Source organism: Sphingomonas sp. SP3, from assembly GCF_058514305.1.
Map to the genome: position 1 here is coordinate 1657087 of NZ_JBZSOE010000001.1, position 23174 is coordinate 1680260.

Sequence of the window (23174 nt, forward strand, 5' to 3'; positions counted from 1 at the left end):
AGAAAGCCTGTGAACAGGATGGTCATCGTATTGCCGCTCGCCGCGCTGCTCGTCGCTTGCGGCTCCAAGAGTGGCGGCGGTGCGAGCTCCGCGAACAACATGCACGTGGTCGGATCCTCGACTGTTTATCCGTTCACCAAGGCCGTGGCCGAGCAGTTCATGAAGGCCAACGCGGGCATCAACGTCACGGTCGAATCGACCGGCACGGGCGCCGGCATGAAGCTGTTTTGCGCTGGTGTCGGCGGTCAGAACCCGGACATCGAGGACGCTTCTCGCCAAATTAAGAAGAGCGAGTACGACACCTGCGTCAAGAATGGCGTGAAGCAGATCATCGAAGTCCCGGTCGGGATCGACGGCCTCACGATCATCGAGGCCAATAACGGCCAGGCGATGGATCTCACGCAGGCAGATATTTACAAGGCGCTCGCTGCTAATCCGTTCGGCAAGGGCCCCAACAAGGCCCAGACCTGGCACGATGTGAACTCTGCCCTTCCGCCGGTGAAGATCCGCGTGCTCGGCCCGCCACCGACCTCCGGCACCCGCGACAGCCTTGCCGATCTTTATCTGACCAAGGGTTGCGACACGGACCCGGCGATGAAGGCGCTCGCGAAGAGCAACGAAGACCAGCACAAGGACCTTTGCACCAAGATCCGTGAGGATGGTGCTTATGTCGAAGCTGGCGAGAACGACAACCTGATCGTCCAGAAGGTCTCGAGCGATCCTGGCACGCTAGGCGTTCTTGGCTACTCGTACCTCGCCGACAACGCGGATAAAATTCGGCCGGTGAAGATCGCCGGCGTGGCGCCGTCCGAAACGACGATCGCCGATCTTAGCTATCCGGGTGCCCGCAAGCTCTACATCTATTTGAAGGGCGAGCATCTCCAGGCAAAGCCGAAGATGCGCGACTTCGTGACGCAATATTCGAAAATGTGGAGCAAGGGTGGTCCACTCGAGCGGATTGGTCTCGTCCCGTTTGGCGGCAGTGACTCAACCGCGGCCTCGGATCAGGCGAATGCGCTGAAGCCCCTCGACCCGAGCGGCCTCAAGTAGAGCGGGGTTCAGCGGGAAATGAGCCTGGGGCTTGCGCTTGTCGCAATCCTAGTCGTCGCAGCAGCCGCGGGCTGGCTGGGCTTTGCCCGCGCCGCCCGCTTGCGCGCGGCGAGCCGGCTGCACTCGCTTCCCGTTTATCATGGCGCTTATGCGGCGCTGTGGGCCGCGATTCCCGCGCTGCTGATCATTGCGGCCTGGGCGCCAACCCAATCGCAGCTCGTCGACCGAGCAGTGCTCGCAAGTCCGGAAGGGCGTGCGCTGCCGGCCGAGCCGATGCAGCGCGAGTCGATCCTCTCTGAAGCAAACGACATCGCCAGCGGCGCGATCCAGCAGGGTTTCAATCCGCAATCTTCGACTCTCGCGCCGCGCATTCAGGAGGAGAATACGCGTTTCGGCCTGATCGGCGCCGCCGCGGCTATTCTTGCCGCGCTGGTTGCGGCTGGCTTGGCACTTCGCCGGAGCGCCCCGCAGTTCCGGGCGCGCACCGGCGTCGAGCGATGGGTGATGATCGTGCTGTTTGCGGCGTCGCTGATCGCGATCCTGACCACACTCGGCATCCTCCTGTCGCTGATGTTCGAGAGCCTCCGGTTCTTCCGGCTCTATCCGCTGCATTCGTTCGTCTTCGGTCTCGAATGGAGCCCGCAGACAGCGATCCGCGCCGACCAGGCGGGCTCGTCGGGCGCCTTCGGCTCGATCCCCTTGATGTGGGGCACCTTCTTCATCGGCGCGATCATCGCGATGATCGTTGCGGTACCCTTGGGCCTGATGAGCGCGATCTATTTAACCCAGTACGCGCCGGCGCGGGTACGCTCCTGGTTGAAGCCGATCCTCGAGATTCTCGCCGGCGTTCCAACCGTGGTTTACGGCTATTTTGCCGCGCTGACCGTCGCTCCGATCGTCCGCGACTTCGGCCTGTCGCTCGGGATTACCTCGGCGAGCAGCGAAAGCGCACTGGCCGCTGGATCGGTCATGGGCATCATGATCATCCCGTTCGTGAGCTCGATGGCCGACGATTCAATCGCCGCGGTCCCGCAATCGATGCGCGACGGTAGCCTGGCCATGGGCGCGACGACGTCGGAAACGATCCGCAAGGTGCTTCTTCCGGCGGCTCTGCCGGGCGTAATGGGCGGCGTTCTGCTCGCGGTCAGCCGGGCCATCGGCGAGACGATGATCGTGGTGATGGCCGCAGGCCTTGCTGCCAACCTGACGCTCAACCCGTTCGCGAGCGTGACCACGGTGACGACGCAGATCGTGTTCCTGCTGACCGGTGAGCAGGAATTCGACAGCCCCAAGACGCTCGCCGCCTTCGCGCTGGGCCTGTCGCTATTCCTGATCACGCTGCTGTTGAACCTCATCGCACTCCACATCGTGCGCCGTTACCGGGAGCAATATGAGTAGGCCGCCGAACAGTACGGGTCCCGGCGCTCCTACGCGCTGGAACGAGGAGCAGATGATGCGCCAGCTCCGCGGTCGCTACGCCGCGGAGCGCCGTTTCCGCGCGTTCGGCTTCATTGCCGTCGCTCTGTCGGTGGCGTTTCTCGCCTTCCTCCTGGTCAATATGGCTTCGAAGGGGCTTGGCGGTTTCACGCGCTATGAAGCGTCGCTTCAGATCAACTTCCCGCAAACTGACCTATTCCTTGATCCCGCGCAGCTGCACGGCCCCGACGCCGCGCAGACGATCGCGGGCGCGGACCTGTCCGGTGCGATCTCGAAAGCCGCCACGGCGGCCTACGGGGCGGACGCCGCAAACATTTTCAGCGATGCGGCGACAACGGTTGTCACCAATGCCATCGTCAAGGATCCGCAAATCCTTACTGGGAGCACCACCTTGTGGCTGCCGGTGGCGAGCAAGATCGACGTCGCGGCCAAAGGCGACGGTGAAGCTGCGTCGGAGAAGCTGGTCAGCGAGTTCAATCAAAAGCACGCGCTTAGGCGCACGTTCAACAGCGACTTCCTCGAAGCGTCGGACGCCACCGATCCTTCAGCCGTCGGGGTTTGGGGCGCGCTCAAAGGCAGCTTCCTGACGATCATCGTCACCATTCTGTTGGCATTCCCGATCGGCGTGCTTGCCGCGGTCTACCTGGAGGAATTCGCGGCGAAGAACCGCTGGACCGACTTTCTCGAGGTGTCGATCAACAACCTAGCGGCAGTCCCGTCGATCATCTTCGGCCTGCTCGGCCTGGCGGTGTTCCTCGACTTCATGAATCTGCCGCGCTCGGCGCCCTTGGTTGGTGGCCTGACCCTTGCCCTGATGACCTTCCCGGTGATCGTCATTGCCGGCCGCAATGCGATCAAGACCGTGCCGCCGTCGATCCGTGACGCCGCGCTCGGGGTCGGTGCGTCGAAGATGCAGGTGACGTTCCATCACGTACTTCCGCTAGCCCTTCCGGGCATTCTCACCGGCACGATCATCGGCGTTGCCCGCGCGCTGGGTGAGACCGCGCCGCTACTGATGATCGGCATGCGCGCGTTCGTAGCGGCGCCTCCCGGTGGCATCACCGATCCCGCGACCGTGCTTCCGGTGCAGATCTTCCTCTGGTCCGACGAAGTTGACCGTGGCTTCGTTGAGAAGACGAGCGCGGCGATCATCGTGCTATTGCTGTTCATGCTCGTGATGAACGGCCTCGCAATTTATCTTCGCAACCGATTTGAGCGCCGCTGGTGATGGATATGAAAGAAAAGCAGCCGATCACTCCGACGACGCCCGTGCCGACGACCTCGTCGGCTATCGCAGCTGAGGCCAAGGCCAAGGGTCCGTCGACGGCGGAGCAAGGAGAATCACAAATGAGAGACGGAGTTGCCGCGCATTCCGCAGCGGAACAAGCGGCGCCGCTCGTCGATGTCTCGAAGCTCGAGAATGTCCAGGACGCGTCAGACGAGCAAATCAAGACGAACCGCGAGCCCAAGATGAGCGCCGATCGGGTCGGCGTCTTCTATGGCGACAAGCAAGCGTTGAAGGACGTCTCGATCAAGATCTACGACGACCTTGTCACTGCGTTCATCGGCCCGTCGGGCTGCGGCAAATCGACGTTCCTGCGCTGTCTCAACCGGATGAATGACACGATCCCGTCAGCGCGGGTGACGGGCCGGATCGAGCTCGACGGAGACGACATCACCAGCTCGAGCATGGACGTGGTCCAGCTTCGCGCTCGCGTCGGCATGGTATTCCAGAAGCCCAATCCGTTTCCGAAGTCGATCTACGAGAACGTCGCTTACGGCCCGCGCATCCATGGCCTGTCCAAGTCCAAGACCGAACTCGATGGGATCGTAGAAACGTCGCTGAAACGGGCGGGTTTGTGGGACGAGGTCAAGGATCGGCTGCAGGAGAGCGGGACAGCCCTTTCCGGCGGCCAGCAGCAGCGCTTGTGCATCGCTCGCGCTATTGCGGTGAATCCCGAAGTGATCCTGATGGATGAACCCTGCTCGGCGCTCGACCCGATCGCCACCGCTAAGATCGAGGAACTGATCCACGAGCTTCGCGGCCGCTATGCGATCGCCATCGTTACGCACAATATGCAGCAGGCGGCGCGCGTGTCGCAGCGCACGGCATTCTTCCACCTCGGCGAGCTGGTCGAATATGGAAAGACGTCGGAGATTTTCACCAATCCGCGCCAACAGCGCACCCAGGATTATATCACCGGCCGCTACGGCTGATCGGAGCATATTATGCAGCAGGCTAGCGGACATACGATCAAGGCGTTCGACGAGGATATCGAACGGCTCCGCGCGCTCATCAGCCAGATGGGCGGGCTCGCCGAACATTCGATCGGGGAAGCGATGCGCTGCCTGGTCGAGCGCGACGTCAAAGGCGCCGAGCAGGTTGTCGCCGACGACAAGAAGCTCGACGGGCTGGAGGTCGAGGCCGAGCGGCGTGCGGTCCAGCTGATCGCGCTTCGTGCGCCGATGGCCGGCGACCTGCGCGACGTGGTCGCGGCGCTGAAGATCTCGGGCGTCGTGGAGCGCATCGGCGATTATGCCAAGAATATAGCCAAGCGTGTGCCGCTCCTCGAAAACGCCGGCAAGATCGAGGCCTTGTCACTGCTTCCGGAAATGGCCCGCATCGCAACGGGGATGGTTCACGATGTCATTGACGCTTTCATCGCGCGCGACGCAGACGCGGCAATCCGGGTTTGCCAGCGCGACGACGCGGTCGACGATTTCTACGACTCGATCTTCCGCACCTTGCTGACCCACATGATGGAAAACCCGCAGAACATTGGGCAGGCGACGCAGTTGCTGTTCGTTGCCAAGAATCTCGAACGGGCAGGCGATCACGCGACCAACATCGCCGAGATGGTCTATTATGCGGCGACCGGCGAGCACATGGCCGACCGGCCCGGAAAATCGCCGAGGTAGTTATGTCGAATGCGCGCCTGCTCCTGGTCGAAGACGATCGAGCACTGGCCGATCTCGTCACCTTCCATTTCGAGCGCTCCGGTTACGAAGTCACTCGGACCGGGGATGGCGAGGAAGCGCTCATCCTCGTTGACGAGCTGAAACCCGACGTGATCGTCCTCGATTGGATGATCGAGGGGATCAGCGGGATCGAGGTCTGCCGGCGCCTTCGGCGGCGGGCGAGCACCGCCAATGTTCCGATCATGATGCTCACCGCCCGCGGTGAAGAAAGCGACCGCATCCGCGGGTTTGAGACCGGCGCCGACGACTATGTGACCAAGCCGTTCAGCCCGCGCGAGTTGGTCGCCAGGGTCGGCGCGGTGCTTCGCCGGGTCCGCCCCGCGCTTGCCGGTGAGCAGCTGGCTTACGCCGATGTCGAAATGGACGTTGCCGCCCATCGCGTGCGTCGCGGGGGCGAGCAGATCGCGCTCGGACCGACGGAATTCCGCCTGCTCAAGCATTTCCTGGAGCACCCCGGCCGGGTCTTTTCGCGGGAGCGGTTGCTCGACGCGGTCTGGAGCCACGACCCTGACATCGACGCGCGCACCGTCGACGTGCATGTGCGCCGGCTTCGCCAGGCCCTGAATTCGTCGGACCGCAGTGACTTGATCCGCACCGTTCGGTCGGCCGGTTATTCGCTCGACGCCGAAAATTGAGTCACCGGAAAACTACGTCACGGAACTGAAACAAAACCGTCAAACAGCCGTCTCGGCTCAGGCCTAGCACCCGACTCAGCGGACGAATTAACGGTCCGTCAATCGGGGTATCGAACATGGTTCTGAAATCACTGGGCCTCGCCGCAACCGCGGTGATGGCGCTCTTCATTTCCACGACGGCTGACGCCCGCACGCAGATGCGCGCGGTTGGTTCGTCGACCGTCTATCCGTTTGCCAAGATCGTCGCGGAGCGCATTTCTCGCGCCAACCCGCGCCTTGGCACGCCAATCATCGAATCGACCGGTACGGGCGCAGGCATGAAGCTGTTTTGCGCCGGTGTCGGCGAGCGCTTCCCGGATGTCGAAAATGCATCGCGCCGGATGAAGGGTTCCGAGGCCAAGCAGTGCGCCGCTAACGGCGTGACCGCGATCACCGAGATCCAGGTTGGGCTCGACGGGGTGACCTTCGCGACCGCGAAGAACAGCCCGCTTCGCAATGTCAGCCAGCGGGACATCTATTTGGCGCTCGCCAAAACGCCGTTCGGGAAACCGAACCGCGCCAAGACGTGGAAGGATGTCAACGGCAGCCTCCCGGCGATTCCGATCAGGGTCTACGGTCCGCCGCCGACGTCGGGCACACGCGACGCTCTGGCCGAACTGATCCTCACCCCGCCGTGCGAAGCCAATGCATCGATGGCGGCGCTCAAGAAGAGCGATGAGAACAAGTTCAAGGCGATCTGCACCGGCGTTCGCGAAGACGGCGCCTACATCCAGGCCGGCGAAAACGACAACCTGATCGTTCAGAAGATTGAGGCCAACGCCGGCACGATCGGCATCTTCGGCTTCTCTTACCTCGAAGAGAATATGGACAAGCTGAAGGGCATTCCGGTCAACGGTGTTACGCCGACGTACGACTCGATCAGCGCGTTCAAATATCCGGGTGCTCGCCCGCTCTACATCTACATCAAGAACGCCCACGCCGGCGCCATTCCGGCGGTCCGTGCTTATGCCGCGGAATTCACCAAGGAGAGCGCGTTCGGTCCGAACGGCTACCTGCGTCGCGATGGGGGAATGATCGCGGCGCCGAACAATGTTCGTGCGCGCAGCCAGCAGGCTGCTCGCTCGCTCTCGCCGCTCAACCTGGCGAGCCTCAAATAGTCAGCGTCGAAGATGCACTCCGGCTTCAGCGCCGGAGCGCGAGTGGCGGGCGTTGCGACGGGACCGAAAGCCCCTCGCAATTCCGCCGACCCACGGGGGGAAGGATTTAGGATCATGAAGTACAAGTTTGTTGCAGCGCTGCTCGCTGGTAGCGCGATGAGCTTCGCGGGCCCGGCTTTTGCCGCGCAGGACCCTACGCCAGTGACGGAACAGGCCGAACCGGACACGTCGGATGCGACGGCGGATGCCGCTATTGCCAACGCGCAGGCCGTTGACGACGCTCAGGCCAAGATTGAATTGCTACAGGCCCAGGTCGAAGCGCTTCAGGCGTCGATCGAGCAGGTCAAGGCAGGCATGGCGAAAGCCACGCCGTCCTGGAAGGGCGCGCCCGTTTGGGAAGACAAGGATGCGGGCTTCAGCTTCAAGCCGAAGGGACTCATCCAGTTCGACGCCGGCTACACCGGCTTTCCAAAGGGCAATGAGCTCCGCGGCACCGTCGGCGGTCTGAACTTCGGCAACCTTGGCTGGAACAGCCGCGCTCGCCGCCTGACCATCGGTGCCGACGGCACCCTCCCCGGCGGCTTCCGGTACAGCGCCGAGTTCAACCTCGCGCAGGGCAGCGTCGACTATGAAGACATCTGGCTGGCCTACGACGTCAAGAACTCGCCGGTGACCGTGCAGATGGGATATTTTTATCCCTTCTCGAGCCTCGAGACGATGACCAGCTCTAAGTTCACTTCGTTCATGGAGCGCGCTTCGCTTCACGACGCCTTCGCCTACAACCGGCGTCTCGGCGTCGGCATCCTGGCCAACGACAAGAAGGCCGACAGTTGGACGTTCCAGGCCGGCATCTTCAACGAGCCGATCAACAACGGTAACTTCACGCACACGGGTTGGCAGGCATCGGTCCGCGGCGTTTATTCGCCGATGCTCGGTTCGACGCGGCTCCACCTCGGCGCCAACTTCCAGCACCGGGAGAACACTCGCGAAGCGCTGGGCGCGACTTACCGCTCGCGGCCGCTGACTCAGCTTACGGGTGAAAGCTTCATCAACACCGCCGTCGCCGCCAAGAGCGATAACATCGCGGGTGTCGAAGTGGCGGCGATCATGAAGAGTTTCCACTTCGCGGGCGAGGCACAGAAGGTGTGGGTCAACGCCTACACGCCTGCAGAAATCGCCGCGATCAATGCCGAGACGGACAGCAACGATATTCCGACTGGCACCGGTTATAACGGCAACCCGAGCTTCTGGTCGGCCTATGGTGAAATCGGTTACTACTTCACCGGCGAAACCCGCGGCTACAAGGGCGGGAAGTTCGATCGCACCAAGGTTCTGCACCCGTTCAACGAGGGCGGCTGGGGCGCACTCCAGCTCAACGCACGTGTTGATTATGTTGAGCTACGCGATCGCGTGGACAGCAGCTCAAGCTCGGTCGCCGCTCCGTTCTATGTCAACGGCGGCAAGCAGATCGCCTATCAGGGCAGCTTGATCTGGAACCCGACCGACTATGTTCGCTTCATGGCGCAGTACGGCCGTCTCGATATCACGGGCGGGCCGCGTGCCAGCGTTGCGACCTTGGGTCCGCCGCCGACGCTCGGGATCTTCCCGGTCGGCACGACCACTCCGGCCGACAAGCGCAAATATGGCGTCGATACCTTCGCCGTTCGTGCCCAAGTCGATTTCTAGGGTGTGACCGAACGCACAGCCTTTCGGTCCTCCTCTCCCCTTCGGCTCGAAAGGCAGCCCCCTCGCCCCAGCGGCGAGGGGGTTTCTGCGTCTCCGGAAGTGGCTCGAGCCAATCAATCGGCTACAGTCGAGGCAATGGCTGCCGCGACCTTTGATGAACGCATGTTGGTGGACGCGCTCGACGAGCCCGCGCTAGTCGTCGAGGGTGGCGTGGTTCGCCTGGCCAACGAACCGGCCCGAAAGCTCCTGGGGGACTTCATCGAGGGACGCGATTTGCGTTTGGCTATTCGTCACCCGCAGGCACTCGAGCGCATCCTGTCGCTGTCGACCGGCGAACTGGACGTGACCGGCATCGCCGAGCCGGGACGCTCCTGGCGTTTGGTCATGCGCCATCTTGGCGGCAATGCGATGTTTCTCCGCATGATCGATCGGTCGGACTCGGTTTCGGCCGAGAAGATGCGCGTCGACTTTGTTGCGAACGCCAGCCATGAGCTCCGAACCCCCCTGTCGACGGTGATTGGCTATGCCGAAACGCTGGCGGAAGAAGACGATCTTCCGGCGGATACGCGCTCCTGTTTCGGCCGCACCATCCGCGACGAGGCGCGCCGCATGCTGCGCATCATTGAGGATTTGATGAGCCTGTCGCGGATCGAGGCCGACCGGTTCGTCGCGCCTGGGGAAACGGTCGCGCTAGCGGACATCGTCAACACCGCGATCGCCAATGCGCGCCATTTGCGCGGCGCCGACCAGTGCGAGTTCGATCTCCGCCTACCGGACGATCTTCCGCCGGTTCGCGGCGATCGGGCTCAGCTGCTCCAGGTGCTCGACAATCTCATCGGTAATGCGGTCCGATACGGTTGCGACAAGCCAAATTCGAGCATCGTCGTTGAAGCCTCGCGGGCGGGTCGGTCAGTTGCGCTCACCATATCCGACCACGGGCCGGGTATCCCCCGCGAGCATCTCCCACGCCTGACTGAGCGCTTCTATCGTGTCGACCCCGCGCGGAGCCGGGAATCGGGTGGAACCGGGCTCGGGCTCGCGATCGTAAAACACATCGTCGAACGCCATAAGGGCGTCCTCGATGTGAAAAGCACGGTTGGCGTTGGAACGACGGTGAGCGTCCGGCTTCCGGCGGCTTAGCTTATTCGTCGAACAAGCCCGACATCGCCTCTTCGACCTGCGCTACCGTGTAAGGCTTCTGAAGGCGGGGGCGGTCTTGCCATTTCTCCGGCATGGTCCAATCGGCGTAGCCGCTGGTGAGGACGAACGGGATCCTCTTTGCAGCCAGCAGCTCGCACAGCGGGAACACCACATCGCCGCGGATGTGAATATCCATTAGCGCCGCGTCGAAGCCCGCGGCTTCGACCATTTCCCGCGCGCTTGCCATGTTGGGCGCGGGTCCGATGACCTCGCAGCCGAGCTCCGCAAGAACGTCGACCGTAAACGGCGCAACGACCGGAGAATCCTCGATGACGAGGACCCGGCGACCTTCGAGGGATTCGCTCATCCCGGGGCCCCTGGCTGGATCAGTGGACGAACCGCGCGACGACATCGCGGTACGAGCGTGACACCTTCACCTGTGCTCCGGAATCGAGCACCAGGAAACATTCGCCGTTGGTGTGCGGCTTCACTTGCCGGACGAGGTCGAGATTGACGATGGTCGAGCGGTGGACGCGCTGGAAGCGCCGCGGGTCGAGCCGCTTTTCCAGGTCCTTCATCGTCTCGCGCAGGATCAATGTGTTGTCGCCGGTCTGGATGCACATGTAGTCCCCGGCAGCATCGATCCGCTCTATCGTGTCGACATCTACCCTGAAGATCTGGCCTTGGTCCTTGATGTTGATCATCTTCTCGTAGCGGTTGGCGGCATGCCCTTCCGGCGCTGCGTCGGCCATCTCCTCGGCAGCTTCGGGGGCGTGTTCGGTTAGCGCTTCCTTCAACCGCCCCGCCTCCTCGACGCTGCGCTTCTCTGCCAGCCGCTGGCGAACGCGGTCCATGGTCGACGACAGTCGATCCTCGTCGACCGGTTTCATCAGGTAATCGACCGCCTGGGCGTCGAACGCGCGAAGCGCATGCTCATCGAACGCGGTGACGAACACGAACAGCGGTGGCTCGACGTCCATCAGGCCCTGAATGACCGAGAATCCGTCGAAACCCGGCATCTGGATGTCGAGGAAGACGAGGTCGGGCTTGTGCGTCTTGATCTGGCGGATCGCCTCGCGTCCGTTGGCGGCGGTCGCCACCACCTCGACATCATCGAAGGCCTGCAATCTCAGCTGCAGGCCCTGCGTTGCGAGGGGTTCGTCGTCGACCAAAATGGTCCGGATGGTCATCAGGCCTTGTCTCCGGTTTCGTAAGGAATTTCGAGGATAACGCTAAAGCCCCCCTTGTCGTTCTGTTTGGTATCGAAACGATGTGCCGCGCCATAGGCCTGCGATAGGCGGTCGCGAATGTTCGCCAGTCCGACGCCCGTCGAGGGGCTTGCCGCCAATTCACCGCCCGAACCGTCGCCATTGTCGGCAACTTCGATCCGTACAGCCTGGCCCTCGCGCGTTGCGCTGATCCAGATGTCGGCGCCGTTCTCGGCCGGCGTCACGGCATATTTGATCGCATTTTCGATCAGCGGCTGGAGCAGCAGCGAGGGCAGTCGCGCGCCGATCGTGTCGGATTCGATCCGGAAATGGGGACGAAGCCGGTCCTCAAACCGCATCTTCTCGATCTCGAGGTAAAGTTTCAGGGTCTCGACCTCCTGCGCCAAGGTCACTTTGGCGGTGGGTTCGTTGGCGAGAGTGTAGCGAAGGAAGGACGAGAGCCGCGCAAGCATCGCGTTGGCGCGCTCGGTTTGCTTCAGCAGCACCAGGGTGGAGATCGAATTAAGCGTGTTGAACAGGAAATGCGGGTTGAGCTGGTAGCGAAGCATCGCCAACTGGGCGCTCGACGCTTGGTTTTCGAGCCGCTCGCGATGGTTGATCTGCTCTTCGAGGAGCAGGAAATAATTGATCCCGTAATAGAGCGCTGCCCAGGCGGCCAGCAGCGAGAAGTTGAGCAGGATCGCGCCGAGATATTCCACGCCCACGGGCCGGAAATTGGGCTTGAGGAAGGTTGAAACGCTCCATGTCTCGATGACGGAGAAGGCGGTCGAGGCGACCATCACGAACAACAGCGACAGCACGAGCGTCCACACTGGCTTGATCCGGATCAGGCGGCGAAACAACGACGCCATCAGCAGGGTCAGCGAATAGCCGGTCAGGGTGAGCAGGATCGTGTGGACTAGGTACATCCAGCCCATGCTGTTGGCGAAGCCGGACAGCGAGCGGAGGAAGAAGTAGCCGCTCCAGCCGATCGATTGGAGGATCCAGAAGGCGCGGTTTTTGTCATCGAAGAACGGCCGGTCGAGCCCGATGCCACGCGCAATGGGGTCAGCCGGGTTCTGGATCTTGGGAACGTCCGAGACGCGTCGAGGGGATGCTGCCCGCCGGTTGAGGGTCGCGCTTTCGGTGGCCATCGACCCCGATATAGATGGGGTTCCCGCGCTTTGCGAGCCGCGCCACCTTGCGAAGCGGCCACTACTGGCTTTAGCGGGGCCGAACGTCGCCATTAGGCGTTAACCGCCAAACCGTTCGAAAGTCCCCGTCGATGAAGTTGCTCACCAGCGCCCTGATGCTTGCCGCTCTCGCCCTCGGTGCTTGTCGCGCCACGCCGGATTCGGCCCCGTCGGGCCCCGCGGCGGAGGCAACGGTCGCTCCGATCCTCACCACTGAGGACGCGCTGGATAAGCATAGCTATGCGAAGCCGCTTGAAGCGCGGGTCACCCATGTCGCGCTCGATCTCACGATCGATTTCAACGCCAAGCGGATCGGCGGCGCAGCCAGCCTCGACATCGACCGCAAGCCCGACGCCAAGCAGATCATCCTCGACGACAAAGGCCTCGACATCAAATCGGTGACGGACGGGGCGGGTCAGAAGCTCGAGTGGACCGTCGGCGCAATGAACAAGGACATCGGCGCGCCCTTGTCGATCGCGCTTCGCCCCTCCACGCGCAAGGTTGTAATCAACTATCTGTCCGCGCCCAACGCGAGCGCGCTTCTGTGGCTCACGCCCGAACAGACCGCGGGCAAGAAATACCCGTTCGTCTTCAGCCAGGGCGAGGCGATCGAGAACCGCACCTGGATCCCGACGCAGGATTCACCGGCGATCCGCCAGACGTGGGAAGCGAAAGTCCGCGTCGACAAGCCGCTGACCGTCGTTATGTCGGCGCTCCGGTCCGATCCGCAGGACGCGGGCAATCAGCGCGTCTTCTCATTCAAGATGGACCATAGCGTCGCGCCTTACATGATCGCGATCGCGGCGGGAGACCTTGCCTTCAAATCGCTTGGCTCGCGCACCGGTGTCTGGGCCGAACCCGCGACCTTGCCGGCAGCAGCGAACGAGCTCTCCGACACCGAGAAAATGGTTGCAGCGGCCGAGAAACTTTATGGGCCTTATCGCTGGGGCCGTTATGACGTGCTCGTCCTGCCGCCGTCCTACCCGATCGGGGGCATGGAAAATCCGACCCTCACTTTCGCCACGCCGACGTTCATCGCCGGCGACAAGAGCCTGGTCAGTCTCATTGCACATGAGCTTTCGCACAGCTGGTCGGGCAATCTCGCGACCAACTCCACCTGGAACGATTTCTGGCTCAACGAGGGCATGACGACTTATGCCGAGCGGCGCATCGTCGAGGAGCTCTACGGCAAGAATGCCGCGGACGAGGAAATTGCTCTTGGCGTCGACGCCCTTCACAAGGCCGTCGCCGAGAACGGCGGCCCCAACGGCCCCGACACGCGCCTGCACCTCGACCTCACGGGGCGCTTCCCGGACGATGTGCTGAGTGACATCGCCTACGAAAAGGGTGCGGCATTCCTTCGCACAATCGAAGCGAATGTCGGCCGCGAGCGCTTCGACGCGTGGCTCAAAGGCTGGTTCGACCGCCATGCCTTCCGGCCGGTGACCTCAGCTCTGTTCCTCGCCGACATTCGCCAGAACCTCGTGAAGGGCGACAAGGCGCTCGAAGATAAGCTGATGCTCGACCAATGGGTCTATCAGCCGGGGATTCCGTCGAACATGACGCTCCCGCCGGCCGATACGTTCGCGGAACAGGACAAGGCGTCCGCCGCCTTTGCCGCCGGCTCGTCCGCCCCGGCAGCTTGGTCATTGTGGAGTACGTCCGAACGGCTTCGGTTCCTCAACCGCCTTCCGCGCAAGCTCGGCAAGGACCGGCTCGACGCGCTCCAGGCGGCCTACGACCTCAACGGCGCGACCAACATGGAATTGCGCTTCGCCTGGCTCGATCTCGCGGTCGGCAACCATTACGACCCTGCCGTCCCCTCGCTCGGGCAGTTCCTGCTCAGCAACGGCCGCGGCAAGTTCGTGAAGCCGCTGATCAAGGCGCTTGCGGCGGACCAGCAGTGGGGCCGTCCGATCGCAATCAGGATCTACGCGAAGGCGCGGCCGCTTTATCACCCGACAGTGACCCGCGATCTCGATCCGCTGCACCTGACATAGGTTAAGGATGTTTCGAGACGGGCTTAACCCGCCTTAAACGCTCTTTGGCTATCCCCCGTCGCTAACAACAAAGCGGCGGGCGGATGTACGAAGCTCCAGATCGTTATAAGCGCTTGATTTCAGCGCGACTTCCAGGCGGGGAGTCGGCCGGCCTGGCAGCGAGCCAGTCCGATGATGAAAGCTCGCCCCTAAGGGACGTTCAGCTCATTTCCCGGGCCCAGCTCGCTCCGTTCTTCGCGGCGGCCAATGTCGTCGCTGCGTTCATGATGGTTGCGAACCTGTGGGGCCCGGTTTCGCCGACCCTGCTGCTTCCTTGGGTAGGCGCGGTCGCAGTGGTGAATTTCGCGGCCATGCAGCTCGCTCGAACGCAGTCGATCAGCTGTGTCGGTCGGTCCGGCCGCCGAGTGCCCAAATCGCTGATGATCGGCGACGTTCTGGTTCGCGCCGCGGTCTGGCTCAGCATTCCACTTTACGCTTATCCAACGCTTGATCCCGGGACCCAGGTCATTGCCGCCTCGGTAATCGCCGGCCTTGGCATCGGCGCGCTCGGCTTGGTCGTCGTGCCACCCTGCGCAACCGCGTGGTTGGTCGCCTTCACCGGTGGCGTCGTTGCGGCGCTGCTCCTCGGCCGGCACACGGTGCCGTTCCATCACATGCTGTCGATCATCTTCACCATGGGTGTGGCGGTCTTCGGCGTCCTGACGGTGGCGCGCTGGGCCTTCCACCAGCTCAAGATGAACGCGGATGTCGGCAGCCAGAGCGAAAGCGCGAGCCTGCTGCTGCAGGAATATGAGCAGCGCGGCGTGGGCTGGCTCTGGTCAGTCGATAGCGAGAACCGCGTGACTTACATCAGCTCGCGCATGAGCGCCTTGCTTGGCCGCCCCGGAGCCCATTTGCTCGGCCACTCCTTGCCTGCCCTGCTTGGCGGCCATGCAGAGCTCGGCCGGGTGCTGCTCGACAAACAGCCGTTCAACTCGCTCGAAATGGAGCTGAAGACTCCGCGCGGACCGCGGTGGATCTCGATCGCGGGCGACCCCATTCTTGATACAGCGGGGCGCTTCGAAGGATTCCGCGGCGTGGGTTCGGACGTCACCGAAATCCGCCAGACTCAGGAGCGGCTGACTCATCTCGCGAACGTGGACGTGCTCTCTGGCCTTCCCAATCGCGGGCGCGTCCGCCAGCTGCTCGGCGATTCGCTGCGCACGGCGACGGCCGGCAATTGCCCATGCGCGATCATGTTTCTCGACCTCGACGGGTTCAAGCCAGTCAACGACACGTTCGGCCACCCGAAGGGCGACGCCGTGCTGCGCGCGGTTGCCAAGCGCCTCGTCGACGAAGTTGCGTCGGACGGTCACGTCGGCCGGATGGGCGGCGACGAGTTCGCCATCGTCATTTCCGATGGGCAAAGCCGCAAGAAGGTCGAGCAGCTCGCTGACCGGATCATCGCGGCGATCAAAGAGCCTTACCTTATTGATCAGACGGAGATTCGCATCGGCGTGTCGATCGGCTGCGCATTCGGACCGATCGACGGCGCTACTGTCGACGACCTGATTCTGAAGGCCGACCTCGCGCTCTATCAGGCGAAGGATGCCGGTCGCGGCTGCGCTCGCTATTTCTCGTCGGAGCTGCAGTCGGAGCAAGACGACCGTGTCCGGCTCGAATCGGACCTTCGCTCTGCTGTCGCGTCGGGCCAGTTCCACTTGGCTTATCAGCCGCTGATCAATGCCAAGACCCAGAAACTGGTCGGCTTTGAAGCCTTGATTCGCTGGAACCATCCGCAACGCGGACTGGTACCGCCGGCCGTATTCATCCCGGTCGCCGAGGAAAGCGGGCTGATGCCGACGATTGGCGAGTGGGTGATCTATGAGGCGTGTAAAGCAGCGGCGAGCTGGCCGGAGCCGATCACGGTGGCGCTTAACATAAGTCCCAAGCAGATTTCGTCGCCGGCCTTGCCAAACATCGTCAGTGATGCGCTGGCGCGCTTCAAGCTCCCGGGCAACCGGATCGAGCTCGAGGTCACCGAAGGCGTCTTCCTCGGCGACAATGGATCGACCCTCGACGTGCTGAAACGACTTCGCGCGCTGGGCGTCGGCATTGCGCTCGATGACTTCGGCACCGGCTATTCTTCGATCGGCTATCTGAACAAGGCCGTTTTCCACAAGCTCAAGATCGACGGCAGTTTCGTTCGCGAAGCCGGCTCGCGACCCGAAAATGTGGCGATCATTCAGTCGATCGTGCAACTCGCAAAAAGCTTCCGCATGAACGTGACGGCCGAAGGCGTGGAAACGGCCGAAGACTTCGAGCGCATGCGTGACCTCGGTTGCGATACGATCCAGGGATATCTGTTCGGGAAGCCGCTCGCCTACGAGCGCGCGAACGACATGGTCGTCGGCTTGGGAGCCAAGCGACTGGCGGGCTAATTTGGCGCTTCCTTCGCTTGCCACTACAGTCGCTGGCAAGACGAGGGGGCAGCTCACTGGATTTCGACGCCGCCAAGAACCTGTTCAAATATCAGAGCGGACGAGTCATCGCGCTTGGCAGGGTCATGCTCGCCGCGATGTTCCTGGTCGCGATCTGGCTCGACCGGAGCCAGCCGGCGCAATCGGCTCCGCAGACCTACGCCTTCCTGTTCCTGTACCTATGCTTTGCGCTCGCTGCGGCGGCCGCGACCTGGCGCAATTGGTGGCTCGACGCACGCCTCGCGGTGCCCTCGCACATCATCGACATGGCGGTATTCGCGGTCATCGTCTTCTCGACCAACGGGTACACCAGCCCATTCTTCCTCGTGTTCATCCTGCCGTTGCTCTCAGCGGCGATCCGCTGGGGATGGCGGGAAACGGCGCTCACCGCGCTCGCGCTAGTCGTCTTGTTCTTCAGCGGGGGAATCTTGGTCGCCGGCTCGGTCAGTTTCGAACTTCAGCGCTTCATTGTCCGCACCGCCCACCTCATCATCCTGTCGGCGATCCTGATCTGGTTCGGCATCCATCAGCGTTTCACCAGCCTGTTCGTCCGCCTCGATGACTTTGATTCGCTGATCGGCAAGACCGAGCCCACGGCGCTTGCGCTCCGTGTGGCGATGGAAGCGGCGGGCGCCAACCAGGGCACGCTGCTTGCTCGCTGGGAAGGCGACTCCTCCTTCTCCGGTTTGCGAATTGTCGATGGATCCGTGGAAACCATCGATCGCGCCGACGGCTTGGTGAATGACGCCGCGTTCGGCGGCGCATTCCTGTTCGATGTCGGCAAGAACCGGGCGCTGACCAAAACTGCCCGGTCCTGGTCGCGATTTGGCAAGCTCCTGACCATCATTGACCCGGCTGAATTAAACCGGCTGGGATTGAGCGAGGGGCTGGTCGCACAGTTGCGATCGGGCACGGCCGAGGGTTGGCTGATCCTCGAGGGCATCCCTGAGCTCTCGATCGATTACGTCGAGCTCGGGCGAGAGCTTGGGCGCGCCGCCGGATCGGTCATCGACCGTTCGGCGCTGGTATCGGCAATCGAGGAGAGCGTCGCAGCGCAGACTCGCTGGTCGCTGGCGCGCGACGTCCACGACAGCATCGTGCAATTCCTTGCTGGCGCGTCGTTTCGGGTCGAAGCGATCGCCCGGGCCGCGCGCTCGGGGAAGAAAGTCGACGCGGACTTGGCCGAGCTCAAGCGGCTGCTGGTTGAAGAGCAAACTGAAATCCGGAGCTTCGTCGACGCGCTTCGGCGCGATCGCGCGATTGAGATTGCGGTCGTGGTCGAAGATTTGCGCGCGCTCGCCATCCGCCTCAGCCAGCAATGGTCGATCCACTGCAAGGTATCGGTCGAGGCGAAGGATGCGGCGATTCCGATCCGCGTCCATCTCGATATCCAGCAATTGCTGCGGGAGGCCGTCGCGAACGCCGTTCGTCACGGGGAAGCCGATCAGGTCGTCGTCGAGCTCGCCGTCGAGGGCGATTCGCTAAGGCTCGATGTGACCGACAATGGCAAAGGCTTCGGCGAGTCCAACGGCTCGCTGGTCGAGCCGTGGTCACTGAAAGAGCGGGTTGACCGCGCTCACGGTTCACTCATGTTGGTATCAAAGCCGGGGCGGACCGACGTCTCGATCAGCCTTCCTCTGTCGGGAGCGACTTAATGACGCGTGTACTTCTTGCCGACGACCACCCGATGATTGCTTCGGCGCTCGAAATGCTGCTCCGCGGCACCGACTATCAACTGGTCGGGCGCGCGCGCAGCGGAAAGGAGGCGCTGGCACAGATCGATCAGGTAACGCCGGATCTCGTGCTCCTCGACGTAAACATGCCCGACGGCTCCGGGATTGATGTCCTGCGGAAGCTTCGTAAGGCCGGTGAGGAACGGCCGATCGTGCTGCTGACCGCCGGGCTCGACGACCCGCAATTGATCGCAGCCGACGATCTCGAACCCGATGGGGTGGTGCTGAAGACATCTGATCCGGCGTTGCTGCTCGAATGCATGGACCAGGTTTTGAAGGGCAAGAACTGGGTCGATCCGGAAATCGTCGATCGGACCAAGGCCGCTCGCCAGCGCCTGTCATCACTGCCTGCGCTGACTCCGCGCGAGCGCGAGTTGGTTGAGCTGGTCGGCCAAGGCCTCCGCAACCGCGATATCGCTGCCCGGCTCGGCGTCACTGAAGGGACGGTGAAGGTCTATTTGCACTCGATCTTCGACAAGGTCGGGGTCGGCACCCGCACCGAGCTCGCCCTCCGCGCGTCGGCGCTGATCGGGTCGTGAAACCGCTGCTTACTGCGGCGGGGTGAGGCTGTTCAGCAGCGGCTCGCGCGGTCCGTCGACTTGCGACAATTGCAGCTCGAACGTGAAATCGCCTTCGACATTGTTAATTGCGGCAACCAGTCCGTCGCCATCGGCAGCGGTGAAGAACAGGTCGCGGCCGCCGCCGCCCGTCACCACTGCAATCGGATAGGTCTCCGCATTGATTCGATCGATCTCGACGAGCAGCTTGCTTTCCCATTCGTCCATCGACGCACTCGAAATCGGCATCCCGTTCGGATCGACCTGGTCGCGCGGAAGTACGCAGCGCGCCCGCGCCATGAAATTCGTCTCGGCGAATTCGCGGACCGCGGGGTCGCCGATCCGCGACCGGATGACCACTGGCCGCCCGTCGACCATCTGGCTCGGAAACTCATTCCACTCGGCCGCATCGCCACCGTTCGAAATCATAATGGCCCTATTTCGTTGAATTGGTTTTTCGCTTTGCCGGGGCCTTCTTCTCGGTCCCGTATAATTGCAAGAACGCATCGGCAGCTGCGGTGGCAGCCGCTTTCACCTCTTTCGGGTCGGGACCCGAGATAACGCCCAGCAGCCGCCTCTCAAAGAAATCCCAATCCGACAGCCCCTTCCAGTGGAGCGTCACGAGCCTCGGGTCGGCCTGCTTGAGTTTACCTTCGTCCATCAGTTGCTTGAAGCACATGGCGAGCTTCGCGAAGGCCGGCACTATTGTGCTTTCGTAAAACTCGCGGCCCATCGTCGATCCGGGCGGCTGGTTAGTCACGATCCTGATGTTGTTGATGGGAAGGGCGGACATGCGCTCCGTCAGGTATCCGGTCGAAAGCTTGATAAGGCTCGATCGGAGGTCGTCGGGGTCGGCCGGGAACTCCCTGATCATCATCGCCGCGTGGCTGGTCACCTTATGGCTGATCACCGCACGGAGCAGATCGTCCTTCGAAGGGAAGTAACCGTAGAGCGTCGCTTTCGACCCGCCGACGCGCTCCGAAATCGTGGCCATCGATGTGCCTTCGAAGCCGAGCTCCTCGAACACCTGCGCGGCGATTCGCACAATTTCTTCACGCTTCTGCTCAGTCCGGACACGGGCCAACGTGGCTAACTCCCTGAAATTTATAACTGTACATGGCAGTTCAGCTGCGGCGAAGGCCCGCCTCGACCAGGCTCGCCTTGAATCTTGAGCGCACCGTTATTCGCGCGCCGATCGACGGAGTCGTCACCAACCGCCAGGTGCAGGTTGGGCAGCGCATTGCAGCAGGTTCGGCCGTGATGACCATCGTTCCGGTCGGAAGTGTCTATGTCGACGCCAACTTCAAGGAAGGGCAGCTTGCCAAGGTCCGCCCCGGCCAGCCGGTCGAGCTGAAGTCAGATCTCTACGGGAGCAAGGTCGTCTATCACGGCAAGGTTGCGGGATTCTCCGGCGGAACAGGCTCGGCGTTTGCGTTGATCCCCGCGCAGAATGCCACCGGCAACTGGATCAAGGTAGTCCAGCGCTTGCCCGTACGTGTCCAGCTGGATCCCCGCGAGCTCGCTGCTCACCCACTTCGCGTCGGGCTTTCGATGGAAGCCAAGATCGACGTGTCGGACGCCGACTAATGTCCGCCGCGGCCGCTCCTCAGCCGATGATGGGTAAGACGGCGCTGATCCTCAGCTGCCTCGTGCTCGCCTTCACCAACTTCATGGTCGTGCTCGACACGACCATCGCAAACGTGTCCGTTGCGCACATTGCCGGCGGGCTCGGCATCTCGTCGAGCGAAGGAACGTGGGTGATCACGTCCTACGCCGTCGCAGAAGCGATCTGCGTACCGCTGACGGGATGGCTCACCAAGCGCTTCGGCACGGTGCGCGTATTCACGGCCGGCATGGCCGGGTTCGGCATCTTCTCGATGCTCTGCGGCATGTCGTGGAGCCTCGGCTCGCTCGTTCTTTTCCGCATCGGCCAGGGCCTGTGCGGTGGTCCGTTGATGCCGATCAGCCAGACGTTGCTGCTCAGCATCTTCCCCAAAGAGAAGCATGCGCAGGCCACCGGCATTTGGGCGATGACGACCATCGTCGCCCCTATTCTCGGGCCCATCCTTGGCGGCACGATTAGCGACAATTGGGGCTGGCACTGGATCTTCTTCATCAACATCCCGATCGCCGCGATTTGTTCGGCGGCGGCATTCGTCCTGCTGCGCGGCGCCGAGACGAAGATCGAAAAGGCCCGAATCGATACGGTCGGCCTAATCCTGCTCGTGCTGTTCGTCGGTGCGTTACAGCTGATGCTCGACCTTGGGCGCGAACACGACTGGTTCGGGTCGTCGCTCATCGTGGCGCTCGCGCTGATTGCCGCGGCAGGCTTCAGCTTTTTCGTCGCCTGGGAGCTGCTTGAGGACAAGCCCGTCGTCGACCTGAAGGTGTTTCGTCACCGCGGCTTCACCGTCAGCGTGACTGCGCTCGTCTTCGCTTACGGCACCTTCTTCGCCAGCCTCGTGGTGATCCCGCAATGGCTGCAAAGCTCCTTGGGCTACACCGCGACCTGGGCCGGCTATGCGACGGCATTCAACGGCGTCGCCGCCGTGATGATGGCCCCGGTCGTCGCCAAGCTCTCGACCAGGGTCGATGAGCGCTTGCTGGTTTCGTTTGGAATCCTGTGGCTCGGCGTGACCTCGCTGATTCGCGTTTTCTGGTGGACCAGCGGCGCCGATTTCTGGACGCTTGCCATGCCGCAGCTGATCCAGGGCGCGGGCATGCCCTTCTTCTTCATCCCGCTGACCACGCTCGCATTGGGCGCGGTCAGGGAAGAGGAAGTCGCGTCCGCCGCCGGCGTCATGAACTTCCTGCGCACCATGTCCGGCGCAATCGGCACCGCCATCGTCACCACCATGTGGTACGACGGAGCGCAGTCGAAGCGGGCCGAACTATCGGGCCTGCTGAACGGCGCCCAATCATCGATGGCGACCCTCCAGGCGCATGGCTTCACACCAGACCAGTCGCGCCAGTTCGTCAGCAATTTGGTCGACGGCCAGTCGACCGCACTCGCCACCGGATCCGTCTTTGTAACGGCCGCGATCACCTTCGCGGCCGCAGCGTCCATCGTCTGGCTCGCACCACGGCCGAAGCACGCCGTTGCGGCGGGTCATGCCCATTAATGGAGAATGACATGACCGTGATGTTGATTGCGCTGATGTTCAGCGACGCCGCGCTTACTGCGAGCGAGGTGAGTGACTATCGAATCCTCGAAGACAGCCGCGCGAGGCCACAGGAACCGCGCGTTCAAGCGACCGCGCGCACCCGCAACTGGACTCCGGGCTTCGAAAGCTGGACCCTTGAAAAGAAGGACTGTCCCGCATTCTTCAGTCGGAATCTGGCTGGCTTCGGTGCGCTGCGCGTTGGGCCAAGCTGCACCGCCGAAGAAATTCCATACGCTCTCTGATCGCCAAGGAAACGGACATGAGAAGAGAACAGAAAATAGTCGCAGCCGGCGCTTCGTCGGGCATTGCCGCAATGGCCGCCGCGCTCGTCTTGTTACCGCGCGTCTTGCCCGCCTTGCCTGCGGGGGCCGACGCCGGCGAAGCGTTAGCCTTTGCTGCGAAGTGGATCGCGCTAGCGGCGATGCCGCTGTTCTTCGCGATCATCGCCGTCGGGAATGCGCGCTTCGCCAGCGACGCGATCGATCCGATGGCGCATAAGGAAAGCCCGGACATGGTCGTCGACGGCCGCGTGGTCGATAACACGCTGCAGCAGTTCGTGCTGTTTTCGGCGGCGTCGCTGGCAGTCGCGGCGGTATCGCGCGGCGACCAGCTCGGTCTGATCGCCGCCGCAGCGATCATCTTTGTTGTGTCGCGCTTCGCGTTCTGGATCGGCTATCGAATCCATCCGCTCTATCGTGCGTTCGGTTTCGCCTCGACGGCCTATCTCAACATCGCTCTGTTCGGCGTCGCAATATGGCGCGCCCGGTTCTGATCGG

21 protein-coding genes and 1 pseudogene are annotated in these 23174 nt (G+C 62.7%); 17 read left to right on the top strand and 5 right to left on the bottom strand.

Annotated features, from left to right (window positions below; translation table 11 throughout):
- Positions 1-18: 18 nt before the first annotated feature.
- The 9 genes from AC4K8G_RS08645 (at position 19) to AC4K8G_RS08685 (ending at position 10084) form a co-directional block, all read left to right on the top strand.
- On the top strand, positions 19-1050 hold the full coding sequence (locus AC4K8G_RS08645; RefSeq protein ID WP_491734440.1) for a substrate-binding domain-containing protein: 1032 nt from the start codon (positions 19-21) through the stop codon (positions 1048-1050).
- 18 nt (positions 1051-1068) lie between these two features.
- Positions 1069-2448 carry a phosphate ABC transporter permease subunit PstC gene (gene pstC, locus AC4K8G_RS08650; RefSeq protein WP_491733748.1) on the top strand — a complete coding sequence of 460 codons (1380 nt, stop codon included), beginning with the start codon at positions 1069-1071 and terminating at the stop codon, positions 2446-2448.
- Positions 2441-3715, top strand: a complete 1275-nt coding sequence (pstA, locus tag AC4K8G_RS08655) for a phosphate ABC transporter permease PstA (RefSeq protein ID WP_491733749.1) — start codon at positions 2441-2443, stop codon at positions 3713-3715. The genes pstC and pstA overlap by 8 nt, the downstream gene beginning before the upstream one ends.
- Before the next feature lie 242 nt (positions 3716-3957).
- On the top strand, positions 3958-4704 hold the full coding sequence (gene pstB, locus AC4K8G_RS08660; RefSeq protein ID WP_491734441.1) for a phosphate ABC transporter ATP-binding protein PstB: 747 nt from the start codon (positions 3958-3960) through the stop codon (positions 4702-4704).
- A gap of 12 nt (positions 4705-4716) precedes the next feature.
- On the top strand, positions 4717-5406 hold the full coding sequence (gene phoU / locus AC4K8G_RS08665; protein ID WP_491733750.1) for a phosphate signaling complex protein PhoU: 690 nt from the start codon (positions 4717-4719) through the stop codon (positions 5404-5406).
- Between the two features lie 2 nt (positions 5407-5408).
- Complete coding sequence (gene phoB / locus AC4K8G_RS08670; RefSeq protein WP_491733751.1) at positions 5409-6101, top strand: phosphate regulon transcriptional regulator PhoB; 693 nt, start codon at positions 5409-5411, stop codon at positions 6099-6101.
- Between the two features lie 116 nt (positions 6102-6217).
- Positions 6218-7258, top strand: a complete 1041-nt coding sequence (locus AC4K8G_RS08675) for a substrate-binding domain-containing protein (protein WP_491733752.1) — start codon at positions 6218-6220, stop codon at positions 7256-7258.
- A gap of 114 nt (positions 7259-7372) precedes the next feature.
- On the top strand, positions 7373-8944 hold the full coding sequence (locus AC4K8G_RS08680; protein ID WP_491733753.1) for an OprO/OprP family phosphate-selective porin: 1572 nt from the start codon (positions 7373-7375) through the stop codon (positions 8942-8944).
- A 135-nt stretch (positions 8945-9079) separates the two neighbouring features.
- Positions 9080-10084, top strand: coding sequence for a sensor histidine kinase (locus tag AC4K8G_RS08685; protein WP_491733754.1), 1005 nt, complete (start codon positions 9080-9082; stop codon positions 10082-10084).
- A gap of 1 nt (position 10085) precedes the next feature.
- Here AC4K8G_RS08685 and AC4K8G_RS08690 read toward each other — a convergent pair whose 3' ends face one another.
- From AC4K8G_RS08690 to AC4K8G_RS08700, 3 genes are read right to left on the bottom strand one after another with little or no spacing between them, the layout of a single operon-like run.
- Positions 10086-10451 carry a response regulator gene (locus AC4K8G_RS08690; RefSeq protein WP_491733755.1) on the bottom strand — a complete coding sequence of 122 codons (366 nt, stop codon included), beginning with the start codon at positions 10449-10451 and terminating at the stop codon, positions 10086-10088.
- A gap of 19 nt (positions 10452-10470) precedes the next feature.
- Positions 10471-11274 carry a LytR/AlgR family response regulator transcription factor gene (locus AC4K8G_RS08695; RefSeq protein WP_491733756.1) on the bottom strand — a complete coding sequence of 268 codons (804 nt, stop codon included), beginning with the start codon at positions 11272-11274 and terminating at the stop codon, positions 10471-10473.
- The gene (locus AC4K8G_RS08700; protein ID WP_491733757.1) at positions 11274-12446 is read right to left on the bottom strand and encodes a sensor histidine kinase; all 1173 of its coding nucleotides are present in this window, start codon (positions 12444-12446) and stop codon (positions 11274-11276) included. Before AC4K8G_RS08700 ends, AC4K8G_RS08695 begins: the two co-directional genes overlap by 1 nt.
- A gap of 131 nt (positions 12447-12577) precedes the next feature.
- Here AC4K8G_RS08700 and AC4K8G_RS08705 point away from each other — a divergent pair, with 131 nt between their 5' ends.
- The 4 genes from AC4K8G_RS08705 (at position 12578) to AC4K8G_RS08720 (ending at position 19216) form a co-directional block, all read left to right on the top strand.
- Positions 12578-14485 (top strand): M1 family metallopeptidase, encoded by a 1908-nt coding sequence (locus AC4K8G_RS08705; RefSeq protein WP_491733758.1) that lies wholly within the window; start codon positions 12578-12580, stop codon positions 14483-14485.
- Between the two features lie 83 nt (positions 14486-14568).
- On the top strand, positions 14569-16905 hold the full coding sequence (locus tag AC4K8G_RS08710) for a putative bifunctional diguanylate cyclase/phosphodiesterase (RefSeq protein WP_491733759.1): 2337 nt from the start codon (positions 14569-14571) through the stop codon (positions 16903-16905).
- Positions 16906-16922: 17 nt separating this feature from the next.
- Positions 16923-18599, top strand: a complete 1677-nt coding sequence (locus AC4K8G_RS08715) for a sensor histidine kinase (RefSeq protein ID WP_491733760.1) — start codon at positions 16923-16925, stop codon at positions 18597-18599.
- Positions 18599-19216 (top strand): response regulator, encoded by a 618-nt coding sequence (locus tag AC4K8G_RS08720; protein WP_491733761.1) that lies wholly within the window; start codon positions 18599-18601, stop codon positions 19214-19216. The genes AC4K8G_RS08715 and AC4K8G_RS08720 overlap by 1 nt, the downstream gene beginning before the upstream one ends.
- A 9-nt stretch (positions 19217-19225) precedes the next feature.
- Here AC4K8G_RS08720 and AC4K8G_RS08725 read toward each other — a convergent pair whose 3' ends face one another.
- Both AC4K8G_RS08725 and AC4K8G_RS08730 read right to left on the bottom strand, forming a co-directional pair.
- Entirely contained in the window at positions 19226-19663 is a 438-nt protein-coding gene (locus AC4K8G_RS08725) for a hypothetical protein (protein WP_491733762.1), read from the bottom strand.
- A 7-nt stretch (positions 19664-19670) separates the two neighbouring features.
- On the bottom strand, positions 19671-20318 hold the full coding sequence (locus tag AC4K8G_RS08730; RefSeq protein ID WP_491733763.1) for a TetR/AcrR family transcriptional regulator: 648 nt from the start codon (positions 20316-20318) through the stop codon (positions 19671-19673).
- A gap of 46 nt (positions 20319-20364) precedes the next feature.
- On the opposite strand from AC4K8G_RS08730, the pseudogene AC4K8G_RS08735 reads away from it, so the two are divergent.
- The 4 genes and pseudogenes from AC4K8G_RS08735 to AC4K8G_RS08750 form a co-directional block, all read left to right on the top strand.
- Positions 20365-20821 (top strand): annotated as a pseudogene (locus AC4K8G_RS08735) (HlyD family secretion protein); the annotation flags it as partial.
- Positions 20821-22356, top strand: coding sequence for a DHA2 family efflux MFS transporter permease subunit (locus tag AC4K8G_RS08740; protein ID WP_491733764.1), 1536 nt, complete (start codon positions 20821-20823; stop codon positions 22354-22356). The pseudogene AC4K8G_RS08735 and the gene AC4K8G_RS08740, both read left to right, overlap by 1 nt.
- 11 nt (positions 22357-22367) lie before the next feature.
- A complete protein-coding gene (locus tag AC4K8G_RS08745) occupies positions 22368-22640 on the top strand; it encodes a hypothetical protein (protein WP_491733765.1) in 273 nt (90 codons plus the stop codon).
- Between the two features lie 17 nt (positions 22641-22657).
- Positions 22658-23170 (top strand): MAPEG family protein, encoded by a 513-nt coding sequence (locus tag AC4K8G_RS08750; RefSeq protein WP_491733766.1) that lies wholly within the window; start codon positions 22658-22660, stop codon positions 23168-23170.
- The last annotated feature ends 4 nt before the right edge of the window (positions 23171-23174 follow it).